This is a genomic window from Rhodanobacter sp. UC4451_H18 (assembly GCF_052978225.1).
The window spans coordinates 649,547-663,263 of the sequence record NZ_CM129663.1 but is presented as its reverse complement, the minus strand read 5'-3'; the positions used below and the strand labels follow the sequence as shown (position 1 = coordinate 663,263).

The following is a 13,717-nucleotide window of genomic DNA, read 5'->3' as shown; positions in this document are numbered from 1 at the left end:
TTTGAAAGCAGTTAACATCCGATCTTGTTGGGCCGGGGCGCCAGCGGCGTCTTTTCTCCGGTCTGGTCGTGGCAAGGGGAGAACAAGAAATGTCCAAGGGGCAATCGTTGCAAGATCCGTTTCTCAATGCGTTGCGGCGCGAGCGTGTGCCGGTGGCCATCTACCTGGTCAACGGCATCAAGTTGCAGGGCACGGTCGAGTCGTTCGACCAGTTCGTGGTGCTCCTGCGCAACCAGGTCAGCCAGATGGTGTACAAGCACGCCATTTCCACCGTGGTGCCGAGTCGCAACGTGCGCATCGGCAATGGTCACGATGGCCACGAAGGCCACGATCACCAGGCCGATACTTCGGCAACCGTCGAAGCGGGCACTTGATTGCGCGTGGGGTGATCCACATGAAGGGAGACTGTCCCCGCAGGATGCTGCCCCACCGTGTTTGACCGGCAAAAGAGAGGCGACCGCGCCGTCCTGGTACTTCCGCATTCGCGCGGCGAAGGCGATGCCGCGCGCCGCGCGGAGGAATTCTCCGAACTGGCCAAGTCGGCCGGTGCCGAGGTGTTGGCAACCATCGGCGCGCGCGTCGACGACGTCAATCCGCGTTACTACATCGGCAGTGGCAAGGCCGAGGAAGTCGCCGAGGCATCCCGTGCGCTGGAAGCCGACCTGGTGCTGGTCGACCACGTGCTCACTCCGGTGCAGGAACGCAATCTGGAGAAACACCTCGGCGTGCGCGTGGTCGACCGTGCCGGTCTGATCCTGGACATCTTCGCCCAGCGCGCACGGTCCCACGAAGGCAAGCTGGAAGTGGAGCTGGCCCAGTTGAAGCACCTGGCCACGCGACTGGTGCGCGGCTGGACCCATCTGGACGCCCAGCGCGGTGGTGCCATCGGCAACCGCGGTCCCGGCGAAACCCAGCTCGAAACCGACCGTCGTTTGCTGGCGGTGCGGGTGAAGATGCTCACCAAGCGGCTGGAAAAAGTGCAGACCCAGCGTGGTCAGCAACGCCGTTCGCGCTTGCGCAACACCGTGCCGCGGGTGGCGCTGGTCGGTTACACGAACGCCGGCAAATCCACCCTGTTCAACGCCTTGACCCGCGGCTCGGTCTACGCCGCCGATCAGTTGTTCGCCACGCTCGACCCTACGGTGCGCAAGATCGAGGACCTGGCCTGCGGCCCGGCGGTGATCGCCGACACCGTGGGCTTCATCCGCGAACTGCCGCATGACCTGGTCGCCGCGTTCCGCGCCACCCTGGCCGAGGCCCGCGACGCGGACCTGCTTCTCCACGTCGGTGACGCTGCCGACGAGGAGCGCGTGCGCCTGCATCGGGTGGTCGATGCCGTGCTGGAGGACATCGACGCCGGCGACGTCCCGCAGTTGCAGGTGATGAACAAGATCGACCTGGCCGGTACCGAGCCGCGGATCGAGCGCGACGCAACCGGCAAGCCGGTGCGGGTATGGCTGTCGGCCGCCACCGGCGCCGGCGTCGACCTGCTGCGCCAGGCGCTGGGCGAATTGCTTGGCGGCGACCGCGTGCAGTCGCCGCTGCATCTGCCCTTGTCCGCCGGGCGGCTGCATGCGCGCCTGAAGGCGGCCGGGGCGATCAGTGCCGAGCACGTGGACGAACACGGCTGGCAGCTGCGCATCGACGCGCCGCGCAGCGTGATAGCGCCGCTCAGCGGTGGTGAGGGCGCCGAGGCAGTGCTGTTGCGGGAACTGTTGAGTGCGGCCGGTTGATCGGCCGCGCCCGGACGGTTTCGGCTGCCTCTGCTAGAATACGCAGCGTTTGCGTCGGCCATGGCGGCATCGATGGCCCAGTGGTCACCTCGCCGTGTGCGAGGTGGAAGAAAGGCATGTTCCGGCCGTCGTTGCCGGCCTCCCGACGGCTTCAAGGAGACTGACTCGTGGCGTGGAATGAACCCGGAAAGAACGGGCAGAGCGATCCGTGGAACCGCAAGCGTCCTTCCGGCAAGTCGCCGCTGGACGACCTGCTGGCAAAGCTGAAGAACCGTGGCGGGAAGTTCGGCCAGGGCTCCGGCGGCATCCTCACCGGCGTGCTGGTGCTGATCGTGGTGGGCCTGCTGTTCAGCAGCTACACGATCATCGGCGCGCGCCAGCAGGGCGTGGTGCTGCGCTTCGGCCAGTACTCGCGCACCTTGCCGCCCGGCTTCCACCTGAAGTTTCCGCAGCCGATCGAATCGGTCACCAAGGTCGAGGCCACGCGTATCCGCTCGGTCACCGACAAGGTGGCCATGCTGACCCGCGACGAGAACATCATCACGATCGACTTCACCGTGCAGTACCAAGTGGATGATTCGCGCAAGTACCTGTTCTCGCTGACCGATCCGGACGGCACCATCAGTGCCGCCGCCGAAGCCGCCGTGCGCGGCGTGATCGGCGGCAGCGACATGGACCAGGTCCTGTCGGCGGCCGGCGCCAACCTGGTCACCCAGGCGCAGCAGGCGTTGCAGCGGACGCTGGACGTCTACGATTCGGGCTTGCGCGTCACCGAGGTGAGCTTCCAGAACGTGGCGCCACCCGATGAGGTGAAGGACGCCTTCGACGACGTCAACAACGCGCGCGAAGACAAGCAGAGCATCGAGAACGCCGCGCTGGCCTATTCCAGCAAGGTCGTGCCGGTGGCGCGCGGCGAAGCGGCCCGCATCGCCGCGGAAGCGGCTGGCTACAAGGCCGAGCGCGTCGCCCGCGCCGAAGGCGACACCGATCGCTTCAACCTGTTGCTGGCGCAGTACAAGGCAGCGCCCGAAGTGACCCGCAAGCGGTTGTGGCTGGAGACCATGGAAGAGGTGATGGCACACAACACCAAGATCGTCGACGACGCCAGCGGTCGCAACATCATCAACCTGCCCTCGACGCCGGGCGCCGCATCCCAGGCGGGGACGACCCAGGTCGGCGCGATTGTGCCGCCCCCCGCAACGGCAAGCAGTGCGAGCGACAAGGGAGCACAGCCATGAACCGCATCGTTGCCGCATTCGTTGCCGTCGTGGTGATCCTGCTCGGCTTGAGCAGCATGTTCGTGGTGAGCGAAGGCCACAGCGCATTGGTCCTGCAATTCGGTCGCATCGTGCACACGGACTACCAGCCGGGCCTGCATTTCAAGCTGCCCGTGCTGCAGCAGGTGATCCATTTCGACAAGCGCATCCTGTCGCTCGACGCGCCGCCCGAGCGCTACTTCACCTCCGAGAAGAAGAGCGTCAACGTCGATTTCTACGTCAAGTGGCGCATCGCCGACAACGCGGCCTATTACCGCGCCACCGGCGGCGACCAGCTGCAGGCCGCGCAGCGGCTCACCCCCATCGTCAAGGACGCGCTGCGGTTCGAGTTCAATGCACGCACCTTGCCCGACCTGATCTCCGGCGGGCGCAAGGACATCACCGAGCGGGTGCGTGCTCAGACCGATCTTTCGGCGCGCAAGAACCTGGGCATTGCGGTGGTCGACGTGCGCATCAAGCGCATCGACCTGCCCAACGAGGTCAGCGAATCGGTGTACAAGCGGATGCGTGCCGAGCGCCTGCAACTGGCCAATGAACTGCGTTACACGGGCCAGGAAGCGGCGACCCGGATCAAGGCCGACGCGGATCGCCAGGCGCAGGTGCTGGAAGCCGATGCCAACCGGGATGCCGCCAAGGTGAAAGGCGAGGGCGATGCCGAAGCCGCCGCGATCTATGCGCGTGCCTACAGCAAGGACCCGGAGTTCTACGCGTTCTATCGCAGCCTGGCGGCCTATCGTGCGTCGATGGAAACCGGCAACGGCGTGCTCATCCTCAAGCCTGATTCGCCGTTCCTGCATTACTTCGACGACCCCGTACCGCGGAAGTAGGCCGCATCGACCCGCGCAGCGGGCGTTTACCCAGGCAGCCCCGTGGCGGGGCGGCAAACTAACGAAACGAGAGTTCACATGGGCAAGTCAGTCGTAATCCTGGGCGCGCAGTGGGGCGACGAGGGCAAGGGCAAGATCGTCGACCTGCTGACCGAGCGGGTCAGCGCGGTGGTGCGCTTCCAGGGCGGCCACAACGCCGGCCATACGCTGGTGATCAAGGGCAAGAAGACCGTGCTGCACCTGATTCCCTCGGGCATCCTGCGCGAAGACGCGCTGTGCCTGATCGGCAACGGGGTGGTGCTGTCGCCCGAGGCGCTGATCAACGAGATCAGCGAATTGGAAGCCAACGGCGTCGAAGTGCGCTCCCGCGTCAAGATCAGCCCGGCGACACCGCTGATCATGCCGTACCACATCGCCGTCGACAAAGCTCGCGAGATCGCCGCCGGCGGCAAGGCCATCGGCACCACCGGCCGTGGCATCGGTCCGGCCTACGAGGACAAGGTTGCCCGCCGTTCGATCCGCGTTGCCGACCTGATGTACCCGCACGAATTGCCCGCGTTGCTCAAGACCGCGGTGGACTACCACAACTTCATCCTTACCCAGTGGCTGAAAGCCGAGCCGGTCGATTACGACACCGTGCTGAAAGATGCGCTGGCCTGGGGCGAGTACATCCGCCCGCTGGTCGACGACGTCGCCACCATCCTGCACGACGTGCGCAAGGGCGGCGGCAACATCCTGTACGAGGGCGCGCAAGGCGCGCTGCTGGACATCGACCACGGCACCTACCCGTACGTCACCTCCAGCAACACCACCGTCGGCGGCGCGCTGGCCGGCACCGGCGTGGGTACGCAGGACATCGACTACGTGCTGGGCATCTGCAAGGCCTACGCCACTCGCGTCGGCAGCGGTCCGTTCCCGACCGAACTCAATGACGAGATGGGCGAGCTGCTGCGCAAGAAGGGCAACGAGTTCGGCGCCAGCACGGGCCGTCCGCGCCGCTGCGGCTGGATCGACCTGGTCGCGCTCAAGCGCGCCACCCAGATCAACGGCATCAACGGCCTGGCGATCACCAAGCTCGACGTGCTCGACGGCCTGTCCACCATCAAGGTCTGCATTGCCTACGAATACCGGGGCAAGCGCCGCGAGCTGGCGCCGCTGGATGCGGACGGCTGGGACGAGTGCAAGCCCGTCTACCTGGAATTTCCCGGCTGGGAAGAATCCACCGCCGGTATCCGCGACTGGAACAAGCTGCCGCCCGCCGCCCGCGCCTATCTGCGCGCCGTCGAGGAGCTGTCCGGTTGCCGCCTGGCGCTGGTCGCAACCGGTGCGGACCGGGAAGACACCATCGTGCTGGATGACCCGTTCGCCTGAGGTCCGTACGCCCCGCCGCGCACTGGCGCAAGGCGGGGTTCGCTGATCAGGCGCGGTTGTGCGAGCGCATGGTGCGCTGCTTCTCGATCTGCCAATCGCGTTGCTTCTCGGTCTCGCGCTTGTCGTGCTCCTGCTTGCCGCGGGCCAGGCCGATCTCGACCTTGACCTTGTTGCCTTTCCAGTACATCGCCGTGGGCACCAGGGTGTGGCCCTTGCGTTCGACCGCACCGACCAGCTGGTCGATCTCCTTGCGGTGGAGCAGCAGCTTGCGGGTGCGCCGATCCTCGGCGATGACGTGCGTCGACGCGCTGATCAGCGGCGGGATCGAGCAGCCGACCAGGAACACCTCGTTCCTGAGCACCACCGCATAACTGTCGCCGAAATTGATGCGGCCGGCACGCAGCGCCTTCAGCTCCCAGCCTTGCAGGGCAACGCCGGCCTCGAAGCGCTGGTCGATGTGATATTCGAAGCGCGCGCGCTTGTTCAGCGCGATGGTGCCGCCGCCCTTGGTGTCCTTGTCCTTGCTCTTGGCCATGTCCGCTAAACTTCGGGCCACTGGGCGGCCGCATTGCCCGCCGCCCCATTGGGGCGACGCATTTGTCGAGATGGCGCCTCGGGGCGGGCGCTCACTTGATCTTCGCATTCATGGATGAATGCACAAGCCCGAGAGGTTGTCGTGATCGAAATACGTCGCAGCGCGTTGGTGAAGTACTCGCCGGCGCAGATGTTCGAACTGGTCAATGAGGTGGAAGCATACCCAAAGCGCTTCGCCTGGTGTGCGGACGCCGAAGTGCTGGAGCGCGGCGACAACGTGGTGGTGGCCAGGCTGGATCTCAAGTTTGCCGGGTTCAGCCAGAGCTTCACCACGCGCAACGTGCTTTACGCGCCGCGGCGCCTGGAGATGAACCTGGTCGAAGGACCATTTCGCAGCCTGCATGGCGTGTGGGATTTCACCGCGCTGGGTGATGCCGGCAGCAAGGTCGCCTTTGCGCTTGATTTCGATTACGCGGGCAGGCTCGGCGGTGCCGCCTTGCGGCTCGGCTTCCAGGGGCTGGCCGGGCGCATGGTGGATGACTTCTGCCGCGAAGCGGAGCGCCTCCATGGTTGAGCCGTCGATCGGCATCGAGGTGGTGTTTGCCGATGGCGATTCGGTGGTGGTGCGTCGTCGCGTGCAGGTCGCCGACGGTTGCACGGTGGCCGAGGCGGTCACCGCCAGCGGCATCGCGTCGTCGCTGCCGGCAGGTGCCATCGATCCGGCCCGGCTGGGCATCTTCGGACACAAGGTCGTTGCCGGGCAGCGCGTGCGCGACGGTGACCGCATCGAGATCTGCCGACCGCTGACACTCGACCCGATGGAGGCGCGGCGCCGGCGTTCGCGCTGAAACCCTGCCGCCCGCGCGCCAGCCTCAATGGCTGCCGTCGGTCCCCTGGCCCAGGCCGCCGTCGTTCTTCTTGTCATCCGGTGACTGGCTCTTGTCGCCCTGGGTTTCGTTCGCCGGATAACCCGAGTTGTACTTGCGGCTTTCCCTGATCAGCTGCTGCGGATCGCGGGCGAAGAAGTCGCCTTCGGTGTGCACCAGGGTGTCGTTGTTGAAGGTCAGCTTGAACGTGCGCACCTTGGGCTTGCCGCCGCGGCGGGACTGGGTGGACACGTAGTCCCAGCGGCTGTTGTCGAACGGCGTGCGCACCGATGGCGTGCCGAGCAGCAGAAGGACCTGGTGCTTCGTCATCCCCGGTTTCAGCTGATCCACCATCTTTTCGTCCAGCAGATTGCCTTGCTGCACGTCCGGCGTGTACGCGATGTGGCAACCGGCGACGGCAAGTGCCAGCAGCGCAACAACCGGCAGGATGATCAGCTTTTGCATGCGTGTTGCGTCCAGGGTCGTGAAGGTGTCGGATGATACACTACCGGCTCGGGCTCGCCGTGCGTGGAGAGAGGCTATGGAACAGGAAACCAGAGAGCTGCGTCGGGTCGGTCTCAAGGTGACCCATCCGCGCATGCGCATCCTGCAGGTGTTCGACGACGAGAGCGAACGCCACTTGACGGCCGAGGACGTGTACAAGCACCTGCTGGCCCAGAAGGAGGACATCGGGTTGGCGACCGTGTATCGGGTGCTGACCCAGTTCGAGGCGGCGGGGATCATCGTCAAGCACAATTTCGAAGGCGGCCAGGCAGTCTACGAACTCGATCGCGGCAAACACCACGACCACATGATTGACGTGGACAGCGGCAAGGTGATCGAGTTCATCAGCGAGGAGATCGAGCGCCTGCAGCACGAGATCGCCGCCAAGCACGGCTACGTGATCGAGGATCACAGCCTGGTGCTCTACGTGCGCCCGAAACAGCGCGCCCGCAAGGATTGAAGCCGGGCGCCCGACGCCTCGTTCGTATTCGTCATGCCACGAAAAAAACCGCAGGTGGACTCCTGTCCGCCTACGGTTGATGCCTTGCCGGTCGGATGGCGCGCGGTGCGCGCGCGTATCCATCCGGCAGCGGCGAAACGGCATCCTGCCGTTTTCTCAGAATCACCGTCCCCACGGTGACCCTGATCCGCCATCTCACGACGGCGGTTCCCCCACATCGATGACGACATCCTAACGATGTCTTCACGTTGCGCATATCGGAAAAATTCCTAGTCCAGGCGACTGCGTTCGGTGCTGCTTTTGCTGCCTCGCAGCAAAATACGCAGGTGCACTCCAGGGTGGTCGGTGCGCAGGCGGAACTGTCCGCCCAGCGAGGTCACCCGGTCGCGCATGCCCTGCAGGCCCCGCCCGCCGCGCGGCAGGCGATGGGGCAGGCCGGTACCGTCATCACGCAGATCGAGCAGGGCGACGGCGATGCCGTTGCGTTCGCCGATGCGCAGCCGCAGGCGGAATTCACTGGCGCAGGCGTGCTTGACGGTATTGGTGGCGCTTTCCTGAGCCAGCCGGTAGATCGCCGTGCGGGTGTCATCGTCGAGCAATCGCGGGTCGCCGTGGAGTTCCACGTGGTAGCGCATGCCGGCACTGGTCAGCAGGTCGCGGATCGGGCCTTCATCCAGCGCGCGCAGCAGGCCGAACTCGTCCAGGATCGCCGGGCGCAGGTCGTCCAGCAGGCGATGCAGGGCGCGGCGCATGTGGGCCAGGATGGTGTTGATCGAGATGCTCACGTCGTCCATCCCGACCTCGTGCAAACGCGCCTGGGCCAGTTTCACGTGGGTCTGGATCGCGGTGATGTTCTGGCCCAGTTCGTCATGCAGTTCGGCCGCAAGATGCCGCCGCTGGTTCTCGTCGGCCTGCAGGTTGCCGCGTGCGGCGTCACGCAGCTGTTGGGCCAGATGATCCAGGCGGCGATTGACGGCCCCGAGGTAGACGTTCTGCTCCGCCACCCGTTCGCTGCTGCGCCGCAGGGCGTCGGTGGCCGAACCGAGCATCAGCGCGCCGGTGCCTGCCACGGCCAGGAACAGGTAGGCAGCGGCGGTCGAGGGCGTGTGGCCCAGGTGCACGTCCACCAGGGTCATGCCCAGACTGGTGATCAGCATGGCGAGGCTGGCGCCGCGCCAGCCATGGCGGAAGGCGAAAAACAGCACCGGCGCCAGCGACAGCACCCGCGCGAACTGCGGCTGCGGCGCGGCGCGCTCGGACAGCACCAGCAGGATGGCCATGGATGGTGCCAGCACCAGCAGCACGTCCGTCAGCAGGCGCATCACCGAGGCACGCTCCAGCCGCGTGTGCAGCAGCATGATCAACACCGGCGCCACCAGCAGGATGGCCAGATAGTGGCTGAGCAATTCCTCGGCGATGACGCGGATCATCAACTCTGGCGTTTCCGACCAGTTGGTGAATGCGAGCAGCGCGGCGTCCGCGGCGGTCGTGACCGTGACCACCAGCACCACCGAAAGCAGCAGCCGGGTCACGTCCTGCGGGCTGTGCAGGCTGGGATGCAGGTGCAGCCGGCGCAGCAGCCACATGCAGGCCATCATCACCAGGAATGCCGGCAGCACGTCTGCCAGCACGCCGCTGATGTGCAGCGGTGATCCATGCCACCAGGCGGCGCCGGCACAGGCGAGCAGTTCCGCGGCGAGCAACCAGCCCCAGTGGCGCAACGGTACCAGCAGAAGTGCGGTGAAACGCAGGCCGTAGGGCAGCATCCAGTAGGGTTGTGCCGTGGCGCCGAGCAGCAGCCACAGCACCAGATAACCTGCGCCGATGAGCGGCCCGGAATCGGGCAGGAGAGATGGCTTGAATCGCATCCGGCGATGGTACATGCGCCGTGCGCGGGGTGGCGTGCCGGGGTACTTGGCCTGGCGTGCTGTCCCGGGCGCGCCTTCCTGTGTCAGAGTAGGAAGATGTACAGCATCGTTCTGGTTGACGACCACGCCATCGTTCGAGAGGGCTTCAAGCGCCTGATCGAGCTGGAATCGGACCTGGAAGTGGTTGCCGAATGCCGCAACGGCGACGACGCGGTGGAGGCGGTCGGCCACTGGCGCCCGGACCTGGTGGCGCTGGATCTTTCCTTGCCCGACGGCAGCGGTTTGCCGTTGATCGAGCATCTGCTCAGCGTGCATGCGGCCACTCGCGTGGTCGTGTTGAGCATGCATGATGGCGACGCTTACGTTTCCGAGGCGTTGCGCCGCGGGGCCAGCGGGTTCGTCACCAAGGGCGTCGCGCCGGAGGAACTGGTGGCGGGCCTGCGCGCCGTGATGCAGGGCGAGTGCTTCCTCAGCTCGGACCTGCGCCAGCGCCGCACCGAGCGCCCCAACGACGCGCTCGATCCGGTCAACCGGCTGACCGCCCGCGAGCGCGAAGTGTTCCTGTTGCTGGCCGGGGGGCGCACGCCCAAGCAGGTCGCTGCCGACCTCGGCATTGGCCAGAAAACCGTGTACATCCACCGTGCCAGCCTGATGGGCAAGCTCGGCGCCGGATCGGAACTGGACCTCTATCGCATGGCGACCGAGCGCGGCCTGCTGTCGACGACGGTCTGAGGACAGCCGCCTTCAGGTCGCCTGCGCGCGCTCCAGCATCTGCCTGGCGTGAGCCCGGGTCTCGCGGGTGATTTCCACGCCGCCGAGCATGCGAGCCAGCTCGTCGCGCCGGCCTGCGGCGTCCAGTTGTTCGATCCGCGTGCGGGTGGTGTCGCCGTCGCTCTGCTTGCTCACCCGCAAGTGGGCGTGACCTTGCGCGGCGACCTGCGGCAGGTGGGTCACGCAGAGCACCTGGCGACGGCTTCCCAGCGCACGCAGTTTCTGGCCGACCACCTCGGCGACCGCGCCGCCGATGCCGCTGTCGACCTCATCGAAGACCATGCTGCCGATCGAATCCTTGCCCAACGTAGCCACTTCGATGGCCAGACTGATGCGCGCAAGTTCGCCGCCGGAGGCGACCTTGCGCAGCGGCCGCGGTGGCTGGCCAGGATTGGCGCTGACCAGCAGCTCGCAGCGCTCCCGGCCCTGGGCGTCGGGTTCGTCGCCGGGCGTCGGCACCAGCTCGACGCGCAGTACGCCACCGGCCATGCCGAGTTCGCCCATCAGCGCACTGACTTCCTCGCCGAGCTTCGTCGCGGCAGCCATGCGCGATTGACCCAGCAGGTCCGCCGCGCGGGAGTATTCCTGTTGCAGGCGCTGAAGCTGACCGCTCAACTGTTCCAGTGCGTCGCCGGCGCCTTCGAGTTCGGCGTGCTCGGCGCGCAGCGCCAGCAGCCTCTCGTGCAGGGCTTCCGGCGGCAGCCGGTGGCGGCGCGAGAGCGCGTGCAGATGGCTCAGCTGCTGGTCGAGCGCGGCGTAGCCGGCCGGATCGAGGTCGACGTCTTGCGCATAGCGGCCCAAGCCGTCGGCGGCTTCGCCCAACTGGATACCGGCGTTGTCGAGCAGCTCCAGCCAGGGTGCCAGCCGGTCGTCCAGGGCGGCGAGTTTGCCCAGCTCGGCATGCGCACGACCCAGGGCCCGGCGCAGGGCGAACTCGCCCTCGCCATCGAGCAGTTCCACCACGCCGGCGCTGCCTTCCGCCAGGCGGTCGGCGTTGGCCAGGCGCTTGTGGTTGGCCTCCAGTTCGGCCAGTTCGGTGGGTGGCAGCGCCCATTGCTCCAGTTCCGCCAGTTCATGGCGCAGCAGCTCCAGCCGAAGTTCGCGATCCTCGCCGCCACTGAGCTTGTGCATGCGCTGGTTCAACTCGCGCCACTGCTCCGCCTGGCGGCGCACCTGGGCGATCAAGTCATCGTGGCCCGCATAAGCGTCGAGCAAGGCCAGCTGATGGGCCCGCGAGAGCAGCGCCTGGTGTTCATGCTGGCCGTGGATCTCGACCAGCAAGGCGGCCAGCTCGCCGAGCTGGCGCGTGTTGGCGGGGCGGCCGTTGATCCAGGCGCGGGAGCTGCCTTCGGCACGCAACACTCGCCGCAACTGGCAGTTGCCGTCTTCGTCGAGTTCCTCCCGGCGCAACCATGCCTGCGCGTCGGGCAGTCCGGTCAAATCGAACTCCGCGGCCAACTCGGCGCGGTCGCTGTCCGCGCGGATCATGCCGCTGTCGGCGCGTGCGCCGGTCAGCAGCATCAACGCGTCGACCAGCAGCGACTTGCCGGCGCCGGTCTCGCCGCTGACCACGGTCAGGCCGGGGCCGAAAGACACCTCGGCGGCCTCGACGACGGCAAAATGGCGGACATAGAGCGAAGTGAGCATGGGCAGTTCGGCATTGGAATGGGAGAATTGTAGCGGGAGCCCGGGTGGGCAAAACACCGCATTCGCTTGCAAGCCGCGCGTGCAGACCTTATTTCTGTCGGGTCTCAGGAACTGCTACGGACATGATCCTTCCACACGGCCATGACCTCGATGCCCGCACGCGGCGCCTGCTGCGCGCGCTGATCTCCCAGTATCTGGTCGACGGCGAGCCGGTGGGGTCGCGCACGCTGGCGCGCTCCTCGGGGCTGGACGTCAGTCCGGCGACGATCCGCAACATCATGGCCGACCTGGAAGACGCCGGCCTGGTCGCTTCGCCGCACACCTCGTCAGGCCGCGTACCCACGCCGCGCGGCCTGCGCCTGTTCGTGGACAGCCTGATCGAGTTGCAGCCCTTGCCGCGCGCCGAACTGGCGCGCTTGCAGAGCGAACTGCCACCGGGGCCGGCCACCACGCGCGACCTGCTCGGCAACGTGTCGACTTTGCTCTCGGCGATGACCCGCTTTGCCGGCGTGGTGACGGTGCCGCGCCAGGCCGACTTCCCGCTGCGCCACATCGATTTCGTGGCCCTGCCCGATGCGCGGGTGCTGGTGATCCTGGTGTTTACCGACAACCAGGTGCAGAACCGCATCGTGCAACTGCTCAAGCCGTTGCCCGCCGGTGAGCTGGAGCGGGCGGCCAATTATCTCAACACCCACTTCGCCGGGCTGCGCGTGGACGATATCCGCGCCCACTTGCTGGCCGAGGTACGCGAAACCGGCAGCGAGCTCAACCGGCTGCTGGCCAGTACGGTGGAGCTGGCCACGGCCTCGTTCGCGCCGCAGGCCAGCGATGCCGACATGCTGGTCAGCGGGCAGACCAACCTGATGGCCTGCGCCGAGCTGGCCGACCTGCAGCGGCTGCGCGACCTGTTCGACGCGTTCCAGCAGAAGAACGAGCTGCTCCAGCTGATGGAAGTCTGCGCGAAGGCGCCGGGGGTACGGCTGTTCATCGGCGAGGAGTCGGGCTTCGCGGCACTGGATGGTTGCAGCGTGGTCACGGCCAGCTATGGCGCGCAGGGGCGAATGCTCGGCGCGGTCGGCGTGATCGGACCCACGCGCATGGCCTACGAGCGGGTGATTCCGGTCGTGCAGGCCACGGCCGGATTGCTGAGCGACGCCTTGAATCGGGTCGCGGTGACCCTATAACCGGCAGCAGAGGCGGGATTTCTGGTTGATTTGGATGGCGGGCCACGGTGCCGGCCGCGAACTTTTTGTTGGGAGTGACGCATGCACGACAACGACACCCAGGCGCATGACGAGGCCATGGACCCCGGGTCGGCACCAGCCGTCGACGGCGACCAGTTCGCCAAGCTGCTGGCCCGCGTGGCCGAACTGGAGGCGATCAACGCCGAGCTGCAGGAAACGGTCTTGCGCGAGAAGGCGGAGATCGAGAACCAGCGTCGGCGCCTGCATCGGGACCTGGAGCAGGCCCGGCGGTTTGCCAACGAGAAACTGCTGAACGAATTGCTGCCGGTATACGACGGACTGGAGAGCGGCCTGGCAGCCGAGGGCGGCGACGTCGCCTCGATACGCGAGGGCCTCGGTCTCACCCTGAAAGCGCTGCTCAAGGTCGCCGGGAACCACGGCATGGCGCAGGTCGATCCGATCGGCCAGCCGCTCGATCCCGAGCGCCACCATGCGGTGAGCATGGTCGCGGCCCCCGGCCAGGCGCCGGGCACCGTGGTCAGCGTGCTGCAGAAAGGCTACGTGCTGAACGATCGCCTGCTGCGTCCGGCGCTGGTCGCCGTGGCGAAGGACTGAGCGCATCGCACGCCGCCGTCGGCATTGAATCGCTGCGGCAGAACCCCATCTGGAAACCAT

15 protein-coding genes are annotated in these 13,717 nt (G+C 66.6%); 11 read left to right on the top strand and 4 right to left on the bottom strand.

Annotation, left to right across the window (positions count from 1 at the left end; translation table 11 throughout):
• The first annotated feature begins 89 nt into the window (after positions 1-89).
• From hfq to ACVCMG_RS03220, 5 genes are all read left to right on the top strand, one after another.
• The gene (hfq, locus tag ACVCMG_RS03240) at positions 90-374 is read left to right on the top strand and encodes an RNA chaperone Hfq (protein ID WP_395118103.1); all 285 of its coding nucleotides are present in this window, start codon (positions 90-92) and stop codon (positions 372-374) included.
• A 57-nt stretch (positions 375-431) separates the two neighbouring features.
• Entirely contained in the window at positions 432-1,733 is a 1,302-nt protein-coding gene (gene hflX, locus ACVCMG_RS03235; RefSeq protein WP_447114861.1) for a ribosome rescue GTPase HflX, read from the top strand.
• A gap of 167 nt (positions 1,734-1,900) precedes the next feature.
• Complete coding sequence (hflK, locus tag ACVCMG_RS03230; RefSeq protein ID WP_395118107.1) at positions 1,901-2,971, top strand: FtsH protease activity modulator HflK; 1,071 nt, start codon at positions 1,901-1,903, stop codon at positions 2,969-2,971.
• Positions 2,968-3,837 (top strand): protease modulator HflC, encoded by an 870-nt coding sequence (hflC, locus tag ACVCMG_RS03225; RefSeq protein ID WP_447114860.1) that lies wholly within the window; start codon positions 2,968-2,970, stop codon positions 3,835-3,837. Before hflK ends, hflC begins: the two co-directional genes overlap by 4 nt.
• Positions 3,838-3,915: 78 nt before the next feature.
• Positions 3,916-5,208: an adenylosuccinate synthase gene (locus ACVCMG_RS03220; RefSeq protein WP_447099060.1), complete on the top strand. Its 1,293-nt coding sequence runs from the start codon at positions 3,916-3,918 to the stop codon at positions 5,206-5,208.
• 46 nt (positions 5,209-5,254) lie between these two features.
• Here the strand turns inward: ACVCMG_RS03220 and smpB are convergent, their stop codons facing one another.
• A complete protein-coding gene (gene smpB / locus ACVCMG_RS03215) occupies positions 5,255-5,743 on the bottom strand; it encodes an SsrA-binding protein SmpB (protein ID WP_395118114.1) in 489 nt (162 codons plus the stop codon).
• Positions 5,744-5,884: 141 nt separating this feature from the next.
• On the opposite strand from smpB, the gene ACVCMG_RS03210 reads away from it, so the two are divergent.
• Both ACVCMG_RS03210 and ACVCMG_RS03205 read left to right on the top strand, forming a co-directional pair.
• The gene (locus tag ACVCMG_RS03210) at positions 5,885-6,316 is read left to right on the top strand and encodes a type II toxin-antitoxin system RatA family toxin (protein ID WP_447114859.1); all 432 of its coding nucleotides are present in this window, start codon (positions 5,885-5,887) and stop codon (positions 6,314-6,316) included.
• Entirely contained in the window at positions 6,309-6,590 is a 282-nt protein-coding gene (locus ACVCMG_RS03205; protein ID WP_395118118.1) for an RnfH family protein, read from the top strand. The genes ACVCMG_RS03210 and ACVCMG_RS03205 overlap by 8 nt, the downstream gene beginning before the upstream one ends.
• Before the next feature lie 24 nt (positions 6,591-6,614).
• On the opposite strand, the gene ACVCMG_RS03200 is transcribed toward ACVCMG_RS03205, so the two are convergent.
• Positions 6,615-7,073, bottom strand: coding sequence for an outer membrane protein assembly factor BamE (locus tag ACVCMG_RS03200; RefSeq protein ID WP_447099058.1), 459 nt, complete (start codon positions 7,071-7,073; stop codon positions 6,615-6,617).
• Between the two features lie 76 nt (positions 7,074-7,149).
• On the opposite strand from ACVCMG_RS03200, the gene fur reads away from it, so the two are divergent.
• On the top strand, positions 7,150-7,572 hold the full coding sequence (gene fur, locus ACVCMG_RS03195) for a ferric iron uptake transcriptional regulator (protein ID WP_395118122.1): 423 nt from the start codon (positions 7,150-7,152) through the stop codon (positions 7,570-7,572).
• Positions 7,573-7,841: 269 nt separating this feature from the next.
• Here fur and ACVCMG_RS03190 read toward each other — a convergent pair whose 3' ends face one another.
• Positions 7,842-9,440 (bottom strand): MASE1 domain-containing sensor histidine kinase, encoded by a 1,599-nt coding sequence (locus ACVCMG_RS03190; protein WP_447114858.1) that lies wholly within the window; start codon positions 9,438-9,440, stop codon positions 7,842-7,844.
• Between the two features lie 96 nt (positions 9,441-9,536).
• Here ACVCMG_RS03190 and ACVCMG_RS03185 point away from each other — a divergent pair, with 96 nt between their 5' ends.
• On the top strand, positions 9,537-10,172 hold the full coding sequence (locus ACVCMG_RS03185) for a response regulator transcription factor (protein ID WP_395118124.1): 636 nt from the start codon (positions 9,537-9,539) through the stop codon (positions 10,170-10,172).
• A 12-nt stretch (positions 10,173-10,184) separates the two neighbouring features.
• On the opposite strand, the gene recN is transcribed toward ACVCMG_RS03185, so the two are convergent.
• On the bottom strand, positions 10,185-11,858 hold the full coding sequence (gene recN, locus ACVCMG_RS03180) for a DNA repair protein RecN (protein WP_447106015.1): 1,674 nt from the start codon (positions 11,856-11,858) through the stop codon (positions 10,185-10,187).
• A gap of 122 nt (positions 11,859-11,980) precedes the next feature.
• Between recN and hrcA the strand changes: the two genes are divergently transcribed.
• On the top strand, positions 11,981-13,042 hold the full coding sequence (gene hrcA, locus ACVCMG_RS03175) for a heat-inducible transcriptional repressor HrcA (protein ID WP_395118128.1): 1,062 nt from the start codon (positions 11,981-11,983) through the stop codon (positions 13,040-13,042).
• 81 nt (positions 13,043-13,123) lie between these two features.
• On the top strand, positions 13,124-13,657 hold the full coding sequence (gene grpE, locus ACVCMG_RS03170; RefSeq protein ID WP_447114857.1) for a nucleotide exchange factor GrpE: 534 nt from the start codon (positions 13,124-13,126) through the stop codon (positions 13,655-13,657).
• Positions 13,658-13,717: the final 60 nt, after the last annotated feature.